The 18,111-nt window shown below is 44.7% G+C and carries 19 protein-coding genes; 11 read left to right on the top strand and 8 right to left on the bottom strand.

The genetic code is table 11. The annotated features are described in order from the left end of the window. Positions 1 to 78 precede the first annotated feature (78 nt). The 4 genes from fadA to AC58CZ_RS12775 all read left to right on the top strand — a co-directional run bounded on the left by fadA (position 79) and on the right by AC58CZ_RS12775 (position 2,877). Positions 79 to 1,251, top strand: a complete 1,173-nt coding sequence (fadA, locus tag AC58CZ_RS12790; protein WP_286708181.1) for an acetyl-CoA C-acyltransferase FadA — start codon at positions 79 to 81, stop codon at positions 1,249 to 1,251. 285 nt (positions 1,252 to 1,536) lie between these two features. After that, entirely contained in the window at positions 1,537 to 2,112 is a 576-nt protein-coding gene (locus tag AC58CZ_RS12785) for an isochorismatase family protein (RefSeq protein WP_186473536.1), read from the top strand. Positions 2,113 to 2,242: 130 nt separating this feature from the next. Next, entirely contained in the window at positions 2,243 to 2,629 is a 387-nt protein-coding gene (locus AC58CZ_RS12780; RefSeq protein WP_494224844.1) for an HD domain-containing protein, read from the top strand. Further along, positions 2,536 to 2,877, top strand: coding sequence for an HD domain-containing protein (locus tag AC58CZ_RS12775; protein ID WP_494224843.1), 342 nt, complete (start codon positions 2,536 to 2,538; stop codon positions 2,875 to 2,877). Before AC58CZ_RS12780 ends, AC58CZ_RS12775 begins: the two co-directional genes overlap by 94 nt. A gap of 91 nt (positions 2,878 to 2,968) precedes the next feature. Here the strand turns inward: AC58CZ_RS12775 and asd are convergent, their stop codons facing one another. Next, entirely contained in the window at positions 2,969 to 3,802 is an 834-nt protein-coding gene (asd, locus tag AC58CZ_RS12770; RefSeq protein ID WP_075107328.1) for an archaetidylserine decarboxylase, read from the bottom strand. A 129-nt stretch (positions 3,803 to 3,931) separates the two neighbouring features. Between asd and dtd the strand changes: the two genes are divergently transcribed. The 3 genes from dtd (at position 3,932) to phoR (ending at position 6,409) form a co-directional block, all read left to right on the top strand. After that, entirely contained in the window at positions 3,932 to 4,384 is a 453-nt protein-coding gene (gene dtd / locus AC58CZ_RS12765) for a D-aminoacyl-tRNA deacylase (protein WP_071002895.1), read from the top strand. Between the two features lie 112 nt (positions 4,385 to 4,496). Continuing rightward, positions 4,497 to 5,201, top strand: coding sequence for a phosphate regulon transcriptional regulator PhoB (gene phoB / locus AC58CZ_RS12760; protein WP_058025125.1), 705 nt, complete (start codon positions 4,497 to 4,499; stop codon positions 5,199 to 5,201). A 92-nt stretch (positions 5,202 to 5,293) separates the two neighbouring features. Beyond that, positions 5,294 to 6,409 (top strand): phosphate regulon sensor histidine kinase PhoR, encoded by a 1,116-nt coding sequence (phoR, locus tag AC58CZ_RS12755; RefSeq protein WP_071002896.1) that lies wholly within the window; start codon positions 5,294 to 5,296, stop codon positions 6,407 to 6,409. Positions 6,410 to 6,477: 68 nt separating this feature from the next. Here phoR and AC58CZ_RS12750 read toward each other — a convergent pair whose 3' ends face one another. Further along, the gene (locus tag AC58CZ_RS12750) at positions 6,478 to 7,068 is read right to left on the bottom strand and encodes a M23 family metallopeptidase (protein ID WP_071002897.1); all 591 of its coding nucleotides are present in this window, start codon (positions 7,066 to 7,068) and stop codon (positions 6,478 to 6,480) included. Positions 7,069 to 7,264: 196 nt separating this feature from the next. On the opposite strand from AC58CZ_RS12750, the gene AC58CZ_RS12745 reads away from it, so the two are divergent. Then, positions 7,265 to 7,993, top strand: a complete 729-nt coding sequence (locus AC58CZ_RS12745; protein WP_227517138.1) for a putative quorum-sensing-regulated virulence factor — start codon at positions 7,265 to 7,267, stop codon at positions 7,991 to 7,993. 230 nt (positions 7,994 to 8,223) lie between these two features. On the opposite strand, the gene AC58CZ_RS12740 is transcribed toward AC58CZ_RS12745, so the two are convergent. Beyond that, positions 8,224 to 9,189, bottom strand: coding sequence for an alpha/beta fold hydrolase (locus tag AC58CZ_RS12740; RefSeq protein WP_494224842.1), 966 nt, complete (start codon positions 9,187 to 9,189; stop codon positions 8,224 to 8,226). Between the two features lie 304 nt (positions 9,190 to 9,493). Between AC58CZ_RS12740 and AC58CZ_RS12735 the strand changes: the two genes are divergently transcribed. Beyond that, positions 9,494 to 10,177 (top strand): TIGR00730 family Rossman fold protein, encoded by a 684-nt coding sequence (locus AC58CZ_RS12735; RefSeq protein WP_494224841.1) that lies wholly within the window; start codon positions 9,494 to 9,496, stop codon positions 10,175 to 10,177. Positions 10,178 to 10,314: 137 nt separating this feature from the next. On the opposite strand, the gene AC58CZ_RS12730 is transcribed toward AC58CZ_RS12735, so the two are convergent. Then, positions 10,315 to 11,943, bottom strand: a complete 1,629-nt coding sequence (locus AC58CZ_RS12730; RefSeq protein ID WP_494224840.1) for an FAD-dependent oxidoreductase — start codon at positions 11,941 to 11,943, stop codon at positions 10,315 to 10,317. A 515-nt stretch (positions 11,944 to 12,458) separates the two neighbouring features. Between AC58CZ_RS12730 and AC58CZ_RS12725 the strand changes: the two genes are divergently transcribed. Continuing rightward, complete coding sequence (locus AC58CZ_RS12725) at positions 12,459 to 12,893, top strand: COG4315 family predicted lipoprotein (RefSeq protein ID WP_494224839.1); 435 nt, start codon at positions 12,459 to 12,461, stop codon at positions 12,891 to 12,893. A gap of 108 nt (positions 12,894 to 13,001) precedes the next feature. On the opposite strand, the gene AC58CZ_RS12720 is transcribed toward AC58CZ_RS12725, so the two are convergent. Then, positions 13,002 to 13,607 (bottom strand): YceI family protein, encoded by a 606-nt coding sequence (locus tag AC58CZ_RS12720; RefSeq protein ID WP_071002900.1) that lies wholly within the window; start codon positions 13,605 to 13,607, stop codon positions 13,002 to 13,004. A gap of 492 nt (positions 13,608 to 14,099) precedes the next feature. Here AC58CZ_RS12720 and AC58CZ_RS12715 point away from each other — a divergent pair, with 492 nt between their 5' ends. Continuing rightward, entirely contained in the window at positions 14,100 to 14,378 is a 279-nt protein-coding gene (locus AC58CZ_RS12715; RefSeq protein ID WP_075107333.1) for a type B 50S ribosomal protein L31, read from the top strand. A gap of 96 nt (positions 14,379 to 14,474) precedes the next feature. On the opposite strand, the gene AC58CZ_RS12710 is transcribed toward AC58CZ_RS12715, so the two are convergent. From AC58CZ_RS12710 to AC58CZ_RS12700, 3 genes are all read right to left on the bottom strand, one after another. After that, the gene (locus AC58CZ_RS12710; RefSeq protein WP_494224838.1) at positions 14,475 to 15,317 is read right to left on the bottom strand and encodes a GDSL-type esterase/lipase family protein; all 843 of its coding nucleotides are present in this window, start codon (positions 15,315 to 15,317) and stop codon (positions 14,475 to 14,477) included. Then, positions 15,311 to 16,708 carry a nicotinate phosphoribosyltransferase gene (locus tag AC58CZ_RS12705; protein ID WP_494224837.1) on the bottom strand — a complete coding sequence of 466 codons (1,398 nt, stop codon included), beginning with the start codon at positions 16,706 to 16,708 and terminating at the stop codon, positions 15,311 to 15,313. Before AC58CZ_RS12705 ends, AC58CZ_RS12710 begins: the two co-directional genes overlap by 7 nt. Positions 16,709 to 16,873: 165 nt before the next feature. Then, positions 16,874 to 17,941: a bifunctional nicotinamide-nucleotide adenylyltransferase/Nudix hydroxylase gene (locus AC58CZ_RS12700; protein ID WP_284719735.1), complete on the bottom strand. Its 1,068-nt coding sequence runs from the start codon at positions 17,939 to 17,941 to the stop codon at positions 16,874 to 16,876. Positions 17,942 to 18,111: the final 170 nt, after the last annotated feature.

The raw sequence follows: 18,111 nt of genomic DNA, 5'->3' as shown, positions 1-18,111 counted from the left end.
TACGGATCGCGTGATAGATGGCTATAGAGCCCGATTAAATCGACAACACTGACAATAAAAATTGAAAAGGAAGATAGTATGACAACTTTAAGTCCAAAAGATGTGGTCATCGTAGATGGCGTACGCTCGGCGATGGGAAGATCTAAAAACGGTATGTTCCGCCATGTACGTGCGGATACCATATCCGCTGAACTGGTACGCGCGTTGGTCGAACGTAATGACTTTGACACCAATGACATCGAAGATATTATTTGGGGCTGTGTCAACCAGACACTAGAGCAGGGCATGAACATCGGTCGTAACATTGGCCTATTGGCAGGTATTCCAAAGACTGCTGGTGGACAAACGGTTAACCGTCTGTGCGGCTCATCTATGCAGGCACTACATACCGCAGCTGCACAAATCATGACCAACCAAGGTGATGTGTTTATCATTGGCGGTGTTGAGCACATGGGTCACGTCGGCATGATGCATGGTATTGATCTAAACCCTGCCGCTTCTAAGCACTATGCAAAAGCCTCAAATATGATGGGCTTGACCGCTGAGATGCTAGGCCGTATGAATAACATTACGCGTGAAGAGCAAGATGCGTTTGGTCTTGAATCGCATCGCCGTGCATGGGCTGCGACCACTGAAGGCCGTTTTGATAATGAAATCATCGGCATCGAAGGTCATGATGCAGATGGCCGCCTGCAGCTATGTACCGTCGATGAAGTGATTCGCCCAGATGCGACGATGGAGCAAATGCAAAAACTGCGCCCAGCCTTTGACCCTAAAGGCGGTACAGTGACTGCTGCGACGTCATCTGCACTATCTGACGGTGCGTCAGCGATGCTAGTCATGAGCGCGCAAAAAGCCAAAGATCTTGGTCTAAAGCCGCGCGCTCGTATTCGTAGCATGGCTGTCGCTGGTTGTGACGCAGCGATTATGGGTTATGGTCCTGTACCAGCCACCAACAAAGCCTTGAAGCGTGCTGGCATGAGCATCGATGACATGCAAACCATCGAGTTAAACGAAGCCTTTGCCGCACAAGGCCTATCAGTCTTAAAAGCGTTGAACTTGACGGACAAGCAAGATATCGTCAACATCAACGGTGGCGCGATTGCTCTAGGTCATCCACTAGGATGTTCAGGTGCTCGTATCACAGTGACATTGCTCAATGCAATGGAGCAGTCAGATACCGAAATCGGTCTAGCGACGATGTGTATCGGTCTGGGTCAAGGTATCGCGACTATTATCGAGCGTGTTTAATTTTAAAATCGGCAACCAGTTTGTAACATTTGTTGATTAAAAATATTCTAATAATGACCCCTAGCCGTGATGGCTGGGGGTTTTTTGTGAATATAATGAGCGAGTTAATGCTTGGCGTAGTAAAGAGCACACAGGTACGTATGAAAATTATCTCCATTGACGCATTCAAGAAACTGTGACTAAATAAGGGTGAGCTGAGCTAAGACTATTATTGATGAAAATTCTAATGATGGTCATTTTAAAATAGCTTTTTATAATAAATATCAGCCGTACAAGGAGTGTACTATGTCTACCATGATTACCGACCGCACTTACCGAATCGTTCGTGAAAATACCCAAGCGATGATTATCGATGTACAAGAGCGCTTAACGCCGCATATCTATGATCACGAAAATATCGTCAAAAAAACAGTGACCATAATCAAAGGACTGCAAGCGCTTGGTATCCCCATCATGCTCAACGAGCAGTATAAAAAAGGATTGGGCGATAGCTTGCCAGAGCTTCGTGATGTGCTAGAGGGCGACAATGCAAAGAGCTTTGAAAAAGTCACATTTAGTGCCTGCGATAACAATGACACATGGCATCATTTAGCGCAGCAAAACCGTAGTACCGTATTGCTTATCGGAGTTGAGGCACACGTCTGTGTGCTACAGACCGCGCTTGATTTGCTAGACAATGGGATGCAACCGGTCATTATTGGCGATGCTGTTGGCTCGCGTTTTCCATACGACAAAAAACAAGCCATTCGCCGTATTCGCCGTGCAGGTGGGATAATCTCGACAGTAGAAACCATTTTGTTTGAGTTGTGCCGTAGCAGTGAAGACCCTGCCTTCAAAACCATTCTGAATTTGATTAAGTAGATGGTTATATAATAGGGTGCTCAGTCATTTGACCCAATGACTTATAAGAGATAGCGCTTGATAACATCAGCGCTATTTTGTTGTTAGCCACACCGTAATGTGTAAAATTATCAAAAAATCAGAGAGAAATATGTCTTCAAACACACTGACGTCATTGACCGATCAAAAATCTGCTACAACTATCGATATAGAGGACGTCACTCATTTCTTACTAGAGCTAGATGCGCTCAAACGCGTGAATCGCCGTAGTTACGTGACTGAGACCGATCGCAGAGAAAACTCTGCCGAACATTCTTGGCACTTAGCAATGGCATGCTGGTCGATCGCTGAGTTGTTTGAGCTGGATGTCAATCATGAACAATTGCTAAAGATGGCACTGGTACATGATTTGGGCGAGATTGATGCGGGCGATACGTTACGTTTTTGTACGCCGACTCGCGTCATGATGCACATGTTGAGGAGCGAGCGGGTATCGCCAGATTGCAAGGCGAACGCGGCAATGGGATTGGCAATTTGAGTGAGATTTGGGAGGCGCAAGAGACAGGCAGTAGTAAAGAGACTGCGCTACTCAAAGTGGTCGATCGCTTACTGCCATTTTTGCTCAACTTAAATACTGAAGGCAAAACGTGGCGTGAGCTTGGAGTGACACGTAGTCAAGTCGCAGGTGCACATGCGTTCATTCAAGACAGCTTTGCTCCTATTCATAAATGGCTATCACACAATATTGACTATGCGACCCAGCAAGGATGGTTGATCGACGCGTAAATCTATAAAAACGCTAGGTATAAAAAAGCCCAGTTGAGCATTGTGATATACGCTTCACTGGGCTTTTATTTTTTATTATATTAGAAATAAATTACGGTTTCGTGACACCCAGTAATTGACCCATTTTTACAAAACTATTGGCTTTCATGGTCTCTTGCCAGTCGGCTTTTGCTGCTTTTGGCAACACTACGATAGCCGTTGATCCTAAATAAAAACGACCAAGCTCTTCGCCTGCCGCAAACTGCATATCGTGATCCGCTTCTTGTATATCATCCGTGCGGGTAATTTTGCCAGTGGCGACGGTTTCGATACCAGCGACAATCATAGCGCCTACCATGACAACGGCCGCTTTGCCATACTTGGTATCAAACATGCAGACCAAACGCTCATTACGTGCAAACAAGTCCGGCACATTAGCTGCCGTGGTATTGTTGACCGAAAACAGCGTACCAGGGACATAGCGAGTCTTGGTCAGCGTACCGGCAAATGGCATATGAACACGGTGGTAATTGCTAGGTGCTAGGTAGATTGTCGCAAAACTACCATCGGCAAAATAACGGCCATCTTCGCTATCAGCAAGCAATTGGCCAACGTCATAGTGACGCCCTTTGGCTTGTAGCATTTTATGATCTTTAATTTGCCCAAGCTGAGAGATGATACCGTCAGCAGGACTAACGATGCCGTTTGCGGTGGTATCGATGGTGCGAGCATCTTCTTTTAGTTCACGGGTAAAAAAGTCATTAAAACTCTCATAAGCATTAAGGCTCTGGCGCTCATACTCATCTAGGCTGATATTATAAGCTTTGGCAAAACCACGGATAAAGGTGCGTTTGACATAAGGATGACGACTGGCGGCCAAACGTCCAGCGACTTTACTGAGCTTTTGCTGCGGTACCAGCTGTTGTAAGGTGGTAAATACATTCATAATAAGGCTACCAAAATAGGATGTGATGTCATTATTGCATAGGCAAGTTAATGGCCATATTTTATCATGGACAGCGTATTATTGTCTGACCATAAACTGTAAGCCATTTATAAATAAAGAAGGTCGTAAATGAAAGCACTGATACAACGAGTGAGCCGTGCCAGCGTCACTATCGATGAGCATTGTGTTGGCAAAATTGATCATGGGATATTGGCCTATATTGGGTTGGGTCATGATGATGATTTCGCCGCCGCCAAGCGAATGATTGACAAAATATTGACCTATCGTATTTTTGAAAATGATGACGATCCTGCCAAATTTGGTAAACTGGATAAAAACGTCCAGCAAGTCGGCGGCGGATTGTTATTAGTGTCACAATTTACGCTGATGGCAAAAACGGATAAAGGTCGCCGCCCTGACTTTGGTGGCGCGATGGCACCTGATGCGGCCCAAGCGCTGTTCGAGCAACTCATCGACTATGCCAAAACCCAGTATCCGAATGTAGCCACTGGTCAGTTTGGCGCTGATATGCAAGTTGAAAGCATCAATGATGGACCACTTAATTTTCTATTGGAGATCTGACATCAGAGTGTCATCAGGCTGTCATAATTAATCCGTTTAATAGATAGAGACTGGTGAGTATTTATCGCCTTTTTATATGCCAGATTTTGTCCGCTAACACCGAGAATGTCCTATGTATAATGAGAAAATTTTGATTGTTGAAGATGAACCTGCGATTCGTGAAATGGTTGTGATGACGCTAGAAATGGCTGGGTTTGATAGCCTACAAGCGGCTGACGTATCAGAAGCGCATCAGCAAGTGGTCGATCATAGACCGTCATTAATATTATTAGATTGGATGTTGCCCGGAGACAAGAGCGGTGTTGATTTTTGTCGTATGCTCAAAAGCGATGAGATGCTCTCTGAGATACCCGTCATTATGCTAACGGCCAAAAGCGAAGAAGACAGCAAGGTTCACGGCCTCGATGCAGGTGCAGATGATTACATGACTAAGCCTTTTTCGACGCGCGAGCTGATTTCCAGAATCAAAGCGGTCTTGCGCCGTAGTAGCGCGATGAGTAGCGACAAGCCTATCGAAATTGGTCAGCTGAGTCTCGATACCAAAAGCCAGCGCGTGACAGCCGCAGGAAAAGTCATCGAGGTCGGCCCAACAGAATATCGCTTATTAGCATTTTTTATGAGTCACCCAGAGCGCGCTTACACAAGAACGCAGCTGCTCGATCAGGTTTGGGGCGGTAACGTTTATATCGAAGATCGAACCATTGATGTACATATCAAGCGTCTACGTAAACTATTGCGCCCTTATGATTGTGATACATTGATACAAACGGTGCGCGGTACAGGCTATCGGTTCTCTAGTCTTATTGAGCCAAGCTAATCTTATATAAGTTGATTTTTGATAACTTGATCTTGTATGAACAATGCCACCATAACAATAAATAAAATAGCGGATAGTGGTAAGGATAAGAAATGAACAAGATAGCGCCAGCAAAAAAGAAAAAAGACCATAACTATAATAATGACCAGCAAGATGCGCCAGTACAAATCGCTAGCCAAAATGCGGCGGAGCAATTAGAGAAAATCAGAAGTGCGCTGCGAGCATTGCGAGATGCGGTCATCTTACTGAATGAAGATGATGGGTTAGAGTGGTGGAATCAGGCGGCGCAGGATCTCTTGTCACTGCAGCCAGCTGACAAAGGCCAAAGTGTGTTTGACTTTATCATTGTGCCCGAGTTTCGCCAGTACTATCAAAACACCACCTTGCCCAATGATGGTATTCATATAGAATCGTGGCGCGATCCCAGTCGTTATCTAAAGTGTGAGCTCACGCCTTTTGGTGATGAGAAGCTATTATTTATTTATGATGTGACCCGCGTGCAGCATTTAGAGCAAATGCGCCAAGACTTCGTGGCGAATGTCTCGCACGAGCTACGCACACCGCTGACAGTAATGATGGGCTATTTGGAGAACTTCTCTCACCAACCAGACATGCCGCCGCAGTGGCGTCGCGGTTTTGAGCTGATGACCCAGCAAACAGCCCGTATGAATCGAATCGTAAATGACTTATTACTGCTCTCCAAGATTGAAATCGAAGAGACGCATGAGTTTAATGATGTCGATATGACCAAACTCCTCACCAATATCTATGATGATGCACAGGCATATAACCAAGCGTACAAGCACACCATTCATTTGCACATAGATACTTATGATGGGTTATATGGGTCAGAGGTGTACTTGATCAGCGCCTTGTCCAACTTAGTCATCAATGCGATTAAATATACGCCAAAAGGCGGTAATATTACCATCAGTTGGACGCAGACATCGGATGGGTGCCGATTTGCCGTTGAGGACGATGGACTTGGTATCGCACCAGAACATATTGCGCGTTTGACGGAGCGCTTTTATCGTATTGATAAAGGGCGTAGTCGTGCCACAGGCGGTACAGGATTAGGGCTGGCTATCGTGAAGCACGTTTTGCATCAGCACGAAGCGCAGTTGCAGATTGACTCAATAGAGGGAGAGGGGTCGACATTTAGCGTGGTATTTCCAGCCGCGTATGTAAGGTCGGCTGCGACAAATTAGTACAGGCATTGCCCCATATTGTTTAGACTCGTCATGCGGATTTATTTAGCATGACTAATTTAGTATACCTAGTCTTTTTGCAAAAGCGGGTAAGGGTTGACGGCACTGCCATTGATATAAATACCGTAATGTACATGTGGCGGTGTCCCTTTTGCATTACCGCTATCACCCACATAGCCGATAATATCGCCTTGATTGACCCAATCATTGGGCGCAATATCGGCATAGTCTTCTAGATGCGCATAATAATGACCAGCACCGCCAGGCCCTACCACGACGACCACGCGCCCACCCAAGTTATTCTCACCAACCTTACTCACAATTCCCTGCGTGGTTGACTGTATCGGCGTGCCACGTTCTGCAAAGATATCGATGCCTTCATGTGAGCGCCCTTGACTGCGTGCCGCACCCCAAGTGTCCGTCAGGTTTTTCTCTGGCAGTGGACTGGGGAGACTGTTTTCTGTTGGCAGTTCTTGTTGTAATAGGCTCATCTGCTGCCACTTGGCGACCACAAATGATTGGGTCTGCTCGCTAATACTGGGTAGCAGCTTATCAAAGACAAATAAGAATCCTATCAATACAACTGCCTTAATCAGTACGCCGAGTACACGACTGACAAAAGAAGGCTTCGGTGGTTGGCTTTTTCCATCTGCTAGCATTGATGTCTCTTATCTGTTTTATATTATATGAGCTAATATTATAAAAGCCCTAGCCGCTAAGGTATGTATCGCATTGTTATCTATGGTTTTTATCCCCATAAATACAGGTGTGGTTAAATACAAGCACAGCAAATATAACTTTATCTACTTAACGCTTCGGTTGAGCGATGATGGTGCTATGGATGGTTAATTTTTTATGAATGATGCTTTGAACACCGCTGACATGACAGATACGGCTACTATGGCTGAAACAGCGCTTGTCATCGATACTGAAACCGATCAAGGCCGTAATCCGAGACCCATTCAAGTGGCGACGATCAACGTGGCAACTGGATTTGAATGGATGAAGTACTTCAATAGCGGCCGCTCTATATCCCCTGCCGTCATCAAGGTGCATGGTATTACTGATGCTGATGTGGCTGGTCTTGAGCGTTTTGAGTTGGATCAGTTTGAGCTGCCAGAGTATTTGATTGGCCATAATGTACGCTTTGATTGGCGAGTGATTGGCAGTCCTTCTGCTAAGCTGATTTGTACTGTGAGACTCGCGCGTGCTGCCTTTCCAGAGTGGCGCGCTTATGGTCAGTCTAAGTGTATCGAGCAATTATTGGGTAAGGGCGAGGCGAGCACGATGACGATTGCCGCTCATGACGCGCTAGGGGATGCACGGATGTGTTATCTACTTTATCAAGCCTGCTGCGAGCGTTTAGAGATTGCGCCGACCGATTTTGCAGCGGCACATGCTATCTCAAATAAAGCGACGCCTGTGAGCAAGATGCCATTTGGCAAACACAAAGGCAAGCCAATCAAAGAGGTGCCTATCAGCTATGTTAAATGGATGATAGGCAATATTCATAGTATGCAGCCGTCACTGTATTCTGCCCTAAAGAAGCGGATAGAAGCAGAAAAAACAAACAATGCTAAGTAATAAAAGCGCATTTACCGACTTTGTGTATTGATACAAATAAATGATATCAGTCGCGACGGCCTCTTATAGTAAAGCCCAAATAAAACTGATGTAGCATCACAAACACACTCGATTAAATGCTATTTTCCTTGCTTGCTGTGACTTCGTCTCCAGAGGCTGCGAAAAATAGCCTTTAATCTCGTTGTGTCATTTTTAATTTGACTTGACTATATATTGATGGATGAACAACGCTATTCACCTTTACTAAACCAATCTACTGCCATTTGCCACAGCTCTGGCGCTTTAGCATTGGTTTTACTGCTAAAGTAGCGCATGTGACCGATATGATTTAATCCGAAATCTTCAGGATTTAAAAACCGCTTTTCGACGGGCATGTTCGTAAATACGCGTATCATGTCATCCATGTTTTCGCTATTGGCAATATCATCATCGCTAAAACCGAGCCACAATGCTGGCATGCTGAGTGCATCGTAAAAATGGGTGTGTATACTTTTACCAAAAGCAGTCTTGATATAGCCTGCGCCATTACACCATTCACGCCATTGACGAGCCACGCCGCGCGGTAGTGGCTCGCCCATGCCAATCTTGTCTGAAGGCGTATAGCCTAGTGTTAAATTGGTGAATGGGATAAAAGCATCCATAAATCCCATGGCTTTGAGCTTATAAGGCATGCTCATGTTTTTGATGCGGCCTGAAGAGCACGCGACATTGAATACGGACGTAATCGCCTGATAATTTGGCATCAAACCGATAAGCTGCCCGCCTGCGCTATGACCAATAAGGTGATAAGACGCCTCGGGAAACTCATCTTGCAGCGCATCAAGTACGGCAGGCATATCGTGTCGCCCCCAACTTATGAGCGAAGCATCACACTTTGCCAGATTGGTCGAAAGCGACTCACCAATCCCGTCATTATCAAAAGTCAGTACGCCAAAGCCGCTCTCTGCTAAATATAGGGCAAAACTATGATAAAAATGACGTCTGATTCCTGTGGCGGGCGCGATCATAATCGCTTTTGTCGTTCCCTCTTTAGGGCGATAGACAGTGGCTGCCAATGCCTGATTGCGATCGGTCATGATGCTCAACGAGTACGTGTCGATATTGGTTGCTCCATCAGCAATATTAGGACTAATCAAAGGATTGTTAATAATACTTTCTGCATACTCTGCGGCAGAAACAGCGTTGTGATTATCCATCGTGATACCTTCATGTTTTTTATGAGTAGATAGTGATTATTAAACTGCGATGAGTCATCAATTCCCATCTTTAAAATGTAGTTGTTGCGTAGTGATAAATCGTTGTGACTATGTGGTAGCATTGCTTATGTTAAGATAAATACTAGCGAGACAGGTACTCAAATATGACTTTCAAGTTTTGTATGACTTGGTTGAACTCATTCTATAAATGGCGTGCATAACACTATAAATGAAACGTGTGGTATTTGACCTTTACTAATAACAAACACTTAATAAAAAATGATCGATAAATTAAGGAAACTATATGCAAATGAAAATCAACGATGATACTTATGATGTAATCACGAGCAAAGACATCACCAATATAGAAAAAGCCGTGGATAAATCAATACTAACGATGCCGCTAGTGGCCGTATATTGCGGTTCACGCTTGGGCAACAATGATGTGTATGAGCAGGCAGCACGCGAGCTTGGCAGTGCGTTGGCAGATAATGGTATGGGACTGGTATATGGCGGTGCTAGCATTGGTCTCATGGGCGCGGTCGCAGATGAGGTCATCAAAGGCGGTGCTGAGGCGGTAGGCGTCATTCCAACCTTTATGCTCAAGCACGAAATCGCTCATGAGCAGCTGACTCGCTTGCATTTGACCGATACCATGCACACGCGTAAGACCGTTATGGCAGAGTATGCTGATGCCTTTATTACCTTGCCGGGCGGACTGGGCACACTAGAAGAAATTATGGAAATCGCCACATGGCGTCAGCTGTATCAACATGAAAAGCCAATGATTATTCTCAATATCAATGGTTTTTATGACCGTATGATTGAGCATCTAAAATATACCACCGAGCAAGGGTTTATGAAGCAGCAAGATTTAGATCGTTTGGTGGTGTGCAATACCATCAACGAGGCAATCGAGATGCTACAGACCGTCGTGACCATCAATGATCATGTAGATACAGAAAAAATGGCTGGTAGCAACAGCTAAGCTTTATAAAATCGAGCAATCAAAAGCAATCACGTAAAAAAGGAGCAGATAACCGATTATTGGTTGTCCGCTCCTTTTTTATAGTCAGTTTTATATTCATAAAGCTAACCGTAAACGCTAGAAATGACTAATATCGGCTATACACCAGCGGGTGAGAGATCATCCAGTGCTGCTTCACGAATACTATGATTGACATCTGCCATTGCTATTGGAAATCCACGCTGCTCAGCGAGTACACGTGCAACCTTATCAACAGCCAGACCATCGTTATGTGTCAAGTACGACCATTCGTGTGCGTAGCGGCTACGATTCATTGGCGTATCGTTCTGTATCAATCCGAGCGTCGTCAGCTCATTCACTATCTGATCAGCAGCGATCAAGGTTGAAGATGCTTTGACATTTTCTGCACGAGCGTAACGTATATTAGAATACAAGCTTACGTCAGCCACTCGCAACGTATCATCTTCTCCAGGAATTTGCTGCCCACCATATAGCGCATTGCCAACAGTGCGTGCACTATTGAATGTCGGTACAAACTCAGCCACATATTCAATCGCCTGCTGGCTACGCGCTTGTAGCGGCGCTTTGTCCCAGCCATCCTCGATATAGTGTACGTATTGCTGTGGTAGTTTAGGCTGAGCGCTGTCTGAGCTAGATGCGACCAGACCGTCATCAAATAAGGTAATGGCTTTACTCATGCCATGTATCTGAAAATACCCACCCGGATAGGGGGTTAACTGCGCCATGCCTTCGGGCGTACCTCGTTGACCATACACAATAATCTCAGGTATCTGTCCACCTGCATCGCCCCAATGGGTGACATAAGAGGATTTAAACTCGACCATGCGCGTGACTTCAACACCGACCATGTCATCGATGACACCAGTGCGAAAACCGCAAGCATTGACCAAATAATCGACTTCGATAGATTCAGCTTGAGAGTCGTTTGCTTGCTGATAGTCAATGCGCCATTTGGTAACATGGTGATCGGCATTGGTGCAGTTTTCACAATCCACAGGGACTACTTTTTGTACTGTGGTGTCAGTAAAGACATGGGCATGATCATATTCTTCAAGCGCCAACTGCGCAGAAGCCGCCAAGCGAAATATATTCCAGCCATATTCTTGTACGACAATCAGCGGAAATTTGACCTTGTTCAAATCTAAATATTTGGCAACGGGTATCATCCACTCATCAACCGTACTTGGTACTTCAACTTGCTCACGCTCAGACAACTCAAGCAACTGCTCATAGCTATAGAGCTGATAGTAATCCTCAGGTTCGCCAAGTACTTTATTGTTGACATCCTGCTCGATAAGATCTTGATACGCCGCTGTCAAAATATCCAAACGCGGTAGCAAATCTTCAGGCAATCCCTCATCGCGTGTCGGCACCGCAAATACAGTAGGACGAACGTCGATGGTATAAGGATAGAGACGTAATATGTCAATACATTGCTTGAGGAGCGCCACACAATCTTCATCAGGTATCTCGCGGTACAAGTTGCCGCCAGCATGCAAATGACACATTGGTGGACCATCAATGAGTGATTTTTTCTTCTCAAACAAATAAGTCTCAAGCCCTAGTGCGGCAAAGCGAATAGCAATCGTTGAGCCTGCAGTACCGCCGCCCAAAATACCGATGCGTTTAGTAGGACGTTTGGTGGGCGAGTTTTGATAATCTCCATAAGACAGCACCTTAGAAGAATCATCTTGTTTGACAGAATGAGCGTGATTTTTATTAGAAGACTGAGTCATTGTCGTCATTATATCCTTAGTAGCATTTGCATCAGGCCATGCTCGGTGTAATCGTTAAATGTCTTGTAACTATTGATATGCGTGCGAAGGTCGCTAAGTTCAATATTTATTTATAAGCCACAACAGAGGGATTTTCCATTGTGTAGTAATACTTCATTTCTATAAGTTCATTTTACGAAGAACTACAGACAATATGATGACAAATACGTAAGTAGATGCATGAGTTTTGTCAACGAGGTGAGGTGGCCTTGGGCAGTTTCTAATAGGCGAGGTCGAGTGCAACATCTGGAGAATGGGATTAAGGTCAGCTTTCTGTAGCCAAAAAGGCTTGTGTTTAAGCATTTTGTAAGATTCAGCCACTTTTGTAAGTTTGTATATTGATGGCCATCACCGCCAAAAACTGTATGCTATATTCATTTTGCTCAAGTGAAGTTAAAGCTTTGTTTTTATTGCTTTCACATCAAAAAATAAAAACGGTTCATAAAATTTACTATTACAATTATCAAAATGACAAGGAAGTTGCTATGAAAAATATCATGATGTTATCTGCACTAACAGGGGTATTGGCATTGACAGGCTGTACGACCCTAAAAAGTGTTGTTGGAAATGACATGTCAGGCACGCACGAAGTCCAAGCGACCAATAACAACACTGCCCCTGTCGCTAGCAAAAATGGCGTGTTGGTTGATGCAACCAATCACATGACGCTTTATACCTATGACAAAGATTCAATGAATAAGTCAGATTGCGGCACAGCGTGTCAAGTTGTGTGGCCAATCTTCCAAGCACCAAGCAATGCTAAAGCTTCTGGCCAGTTTGCAGCGTTCAAGCGTGAAGATGGTAAGTATCAATGGGCTATGAATGGTAAACCATTATACTTCTATGCTAATGATACAAAGGTGGGTGACAAAGACGGCGATAACAAATTTGACGTTTGGCATGTTATTCCAACCAAATAAGGTGTCACGATATTATCTTAAGGTAAAAGTAGCTTAAGACAAAAAAGCAGCCCTATCATAGAGGCTGCTTTTTTATGGCTAGTAGTAAATGCTAGAAGCTAACAAGACTTATTTTGACTTCTTTTCTACCAACTCACCATCTATCTGAATAGGCACATTGGTGGTGATGCCTTGTGAGTAAGCGTCCATGCCATACGCTGTACGATCGATGTTACCTGTTGCACGGAAGCCAACCACAGGTTCTTTGGTCAAAGGACTGTTATCGATTTTCTTTAGCGTTAGGTTAAGTGTTAATGGTTTGGTTTGACCAAGTAAAGTAAAGTCGCCAGTGACTTTTGCTTGTTGTGGATTGATAAAGTTAACCTGAGTGGATTTAAAGCTCATGGTAGGGTACTTCTCAACATTGAAAAACTCGTCGGTTTTCAGATGCTTGTCACGGGCTTCCCAACCAGTATCAATACTGTCTGTATCTACAACAAAGTTAAATTGAGTTTGATTTGGGTTTTTTAGATCGAACTGTACAGTGCCGTCGACATCACTAAAGTGCCCCATAACCGTAGAAAATCCCATATGCTCAACAGAGAAACCGACACGAGTATGTGAATTATCTAGTTGCCACTGAGTTGGTAGAGCAGCGCTTGCCATAGTCGTGATAGCAAGTGCTGAGCTGATTAATAGTGCCTTAGTAGTGGTTTTGATGGTAGTGTTTATCATTGAATGGTCCTTATTTAGTGTTAGGGAAGTTGTGCTTACCGATGAACAAAGAGTGCGATATTTTTTGTAGAAAACTGACTAGCCATATCGCATAAATGTTCGATAGATAAATGGCAAAGAAAAGCTAAATCTCGTTAGCTTAACTACAGATATCTATATAATTGATTAATTTAACTAACCAAAGTATTGTACTGGGTTAACTCGTACATCTCAACACTATTTGTGTATTGGTGACAACTTATCACATATCTCTATCACAACTGCGGCTTGCGTTGGGTGACAAAAACCGTTAAAATCGCGGTTTAATTTTCCCGCTGGGGAAAGGCTAAGTGAGCAGAAGAGTGGTGCTTTGTGCTGGAATAAGCCAGTGACGCAGTTGCCATACTTATAATGTCCTTAGTGCCTCAGTTACGTATGTTTTCGTTTGCTTGAGACATCGCTCATGATGTTGACGCAAATTGCCATACATACATCGGACCTAGAGAGTTTATTATGCGTAAAGATATCCATCCTGATTACCAAGAAGTTTTATTCCATGATACAAACGCTGACGTGTTCTTTTTGACTCGTTCAACGGCTAAGACTAAAGCGACTCGCGAATACGAAGGTAAAGAATACCCATACTACCCACTTGATATCTCAAGTGCGTCGCATCCATTCTATACTGGTGAGCAACGTAAAACCTCTACTGAAGGCCGTGTTGCAAGCTTCAACAAACGCTTTGGTGCATTTGGTGGCCGTAGCAAGAAAGCTGCTGACGCTGCTGAATAATTTATACCTATGGTGTAAATGTGTTTTGCTAAGTAATAAAAAACCGCTGATGATTCAGCGGTTTTTTTGTGTCGATAGATCAATACTTGCGTGTTTTTAGCAATCCGTCTGAGCGGTGGGTGAGTCTAACAGTTGGGTCATGTTCTCTACGATCTGCTGTGCCCAATAACCGTACATTAGGCTGCTAGGATGAAAGCCATCACTGGCGAACATCACGGCAATATCAATAGGCTGACCATTGCCATGCTCTTTTATCATACGTGCAAAGTCAGTTGCCATATAGTTGACACCGTCATGAGCAGCGCAGATTTTTTGCAATATCTCATCAAGTATTGAGGCCTTTGCCCCAACAAAATTATTGAGTGGGGAGGAAATCGCAGGCATCTGCGCCATCGGTGGTAAGCTCAAAAAAATCAACTCGCGTACGCCAAATTTACGCTGCGCAATATCAATGGTATCTTCAATTTGCTGCTGCCATTGATGCACAGAGACATTGGACGTCGTATCGTTGACCCCAACGCTCAGCAACATCACATCGATAGGTTGGTCAGGAGTAGGGAGGACATATAATCTGCGCAAAATATCAAAGCTAGTATGACCAGTCGTCGCTTGTAATGACCAATTGAGCTGTGCAAAGTTCGATCGAATAACGGCATTCTGTTCCAATATCGGAATCAGCTTACCAACCAGCGCTTCTTGCTGAGTTTGGCTACCGACACCTGCTGCCGCTGAGTCGCCCACGACCATCAAATTGAGCGTCTCTTGGCTTTTAGATGACAGTCCATCATCTGCTTTTGATAGCTCAACCATACCATGTCTTTCGCCGTTTGGCTCCGGCAAACGAACGGTTTCACGCTTGATTTTACGACCCTGATAAAGATAAACAGGCGCAAATAATACATCTTTTGCGATAGATGTTAGTTTATTAGTATCTACCATCCTGCACGTTCCCTAATAATCGTGAGGCTGTCCTCAATCAATAATTGACCATTAACATAGACATCGCGTAATAGGTTGTCTGATGGTCTACCCAATGCTTGCTCTTTTATGGTTTTGATCTGGCCATTGCCATCTTGTACCAGTGCCAATCGCCCTTTTTTCGATCGTTTTGAGCGGCTGGTGATAGGGTCTTTATAAATATCTTTCCATGTGCCATCGATACAGATAGCGCTCGATTTCATCGCCCAGCTCATGGTGTCACGGTTGACTTGCTGCAATAGACCACCGCCCATACCAAATGTCACGTTTTCTATGCTAAAGCCTGCTTTGATTATCACGTCAATAATTTTGCTTAAGCTTTGTGAGCTGATGCCATCGCCTTGTATGATGCGCACGTAATCCGGTAGAACTTTATAGCCTTTGCTGTTTACCGTCGTGCCAAACTTCACCGCCAAGCGCTCTAGCGCTTCACGGACGACTTTAGTCGGCTCGCCACTGTCTGGTCGAATGACCAAGGTACCGCCCATGTTTTTGATGTCGTCTTTTAAGGCGTCGCCCCAGATATTGTCGATCGCATTCCATAAGTCGTAGCTGTCAGACACAACTGAAAAAGCCTTATCTTCGCCGCCGAACTGCTCAATCATATTGTGAAAAGCAGCGGTTTCTCCATCACGTCCCCAAGCCGTCATTGTGCTGTGTTCGGCCGCTGGGATAGAGAACGCAGGCATGTCATCACCCATCTGATACCAGCGACTGGCCGCAATAAGTGCTGTCATTGAATCGGTACCAGCAAAGTTGACCAAATGCGCCAAGCTGCCAAGGGCAACCGTCTCCTGACTCGACGCACCGCGCGCGCCAAAGTCATGTAAGCGAAAAGGTAGCGACTCTGTATTGTCCGCTGACTTTTCTAGCGCTTGACGGATAATCTCTTTGCAATAGCGAGAGACACTAGCGACCGTTGACGGATACCAAATCGCGCGTAATAGCGCTGTTTCGATATAACTTGGTAGCCAATAAAACTCAGGATCAGTGTTGATAACTTGGCAGACTACATTTGATGCCGGAGCGATGCTGCCCTCAGGAACGGCTTGAATACGCAGTGGCAAATAGCCGTTGTGTTTTTCAATCAAGTGCTCCCAGCCCGCACGATTAAAGGTTAAGCCATGCGCTTTAATCACTTTTTCGGCTTCGTCGATATCTTGATGCGTGATAGGAGTGCTTAGGTACTCTTTGATAAAGGCCTGCAGACCAAAGAACACCACATCATAGTCGCCTTTGCGCGCTTCAATGTAGCTGGACAGATACTCACTACCACTTGGATATTGCACCCAATGTGAGGTTTTATAGCTGTCACTATTTAAGATTAAATTGTTTAGATTACTGGTGTACATCACAGAACTCCTCTGCTTTGAGCTGCCGCAGCTGCTTTGAAAGAACAGTGGCGGCGGTTGAGTGCCGTCTATCGGCACTGGTATAAAAAGTTAAAAAATACATTGTGTAGATATCAGTGAGGGTTGATTTGACCATGACCTGATCATCCGTTTAATAACGAAAAACTACAACCCAACCATTTTGGTAATAATCGCATAATGATCTTCAAACATCATTTTGGCATCAAGCTCTGCCAATGGTAGCCAAAATGCTTTGGTCGCATCATCACCGCCTTTTACTTTTGGCAACCCTTTTGGGTCGTTTTTTAGCTGGAAGTAAAAGGCTTGGGTAATGGTGCGTCCGCGTGCTGAACGATACGGGTCATCAAAGGTATGCTGACTGTGGCAAGAACCGCGCAATACGGGCTCAGGCACTTTCAGGCGTGTCTCTTCACGCAGCTCGCGAATACAAGCGTCAAATAGCGTCTCTTTTGGGTTTAAAAAACCACCCGGTAATGCCCACAATCCGCGTCCTGGCATACTACGTCGCTCGACTAGTAAGATGTGCCCCGACTGTACAATCAACGCATCAGCCGTCATGAAGGTTGGTGGATAGGGGGCAGATTGCCACTGTCTTTTGTATTTATCAATAAAGTCCGCTTCTTCATGCAGTTGATGATAGTCGTCCGTTTTTTTGAATGCATCGAGGACGCTGCGTGTGGACTCAGGTGTGCGCTCAGGCGTTGGCGTAGCGCCCATCAGATAGCTGTCGCGAATAGGCGTGGCTGATAGATTATGATAATTGGGTACTGACACCGATGCCCAGTTAGGGAACAGTGATAAGTAATATGATGAGCTGTCTTTTGAGTGACCAATCAGACCAATATCCGTCTGCAAATCACCCGTGACTGATTTTACACCTGCTTGGACGTATTGTAGCCAGCGCGTATCGTTGTATAGTGCATCGTCTAGACCGACGCAATGGATACGAGCGGCGTCTTCTGCTGAGTAAGCGCCCTTGATCATCGCAGCGCGTTCAGCGACGCTAAACGGATTACGTAAGCTGCGTGGTAGATTGGCCGAACCAATCAGCATAATCACTTCATCAGAGCGTTTGAGCGCTTCGTCAATGACTGCCTTGTGCCCACAATGAAACGGCTGGAAACGCCCGATAAAAACCAAATAACGGTAATGTGTGCTGTTTTTTCGCTCGGGGTTTTGCTTATCTGAAGCTTGCTCTGATAATTCACTCATAGACGCCAATTTCCTACAATTTATTTTTACTGATAAAAAATTAATGACGCTAATACTGACACAGCCTGTGACTTTCTGACAAGTGGAAACATGTTTAGGGGTGTATCCTTAGTAGGCATTATTTGTATTTAGTCTGCTTGATAAATAATGCAGCTGTCTTTATATAGAGG

It is taken from the genome of Psychrobacter sp. CR212, from assembly GCF_059693765.1.
Note: the sequence above shows the minus strand (reverse complement) of the source record. Positions and strands in the feature narration are given on the sequence as shown.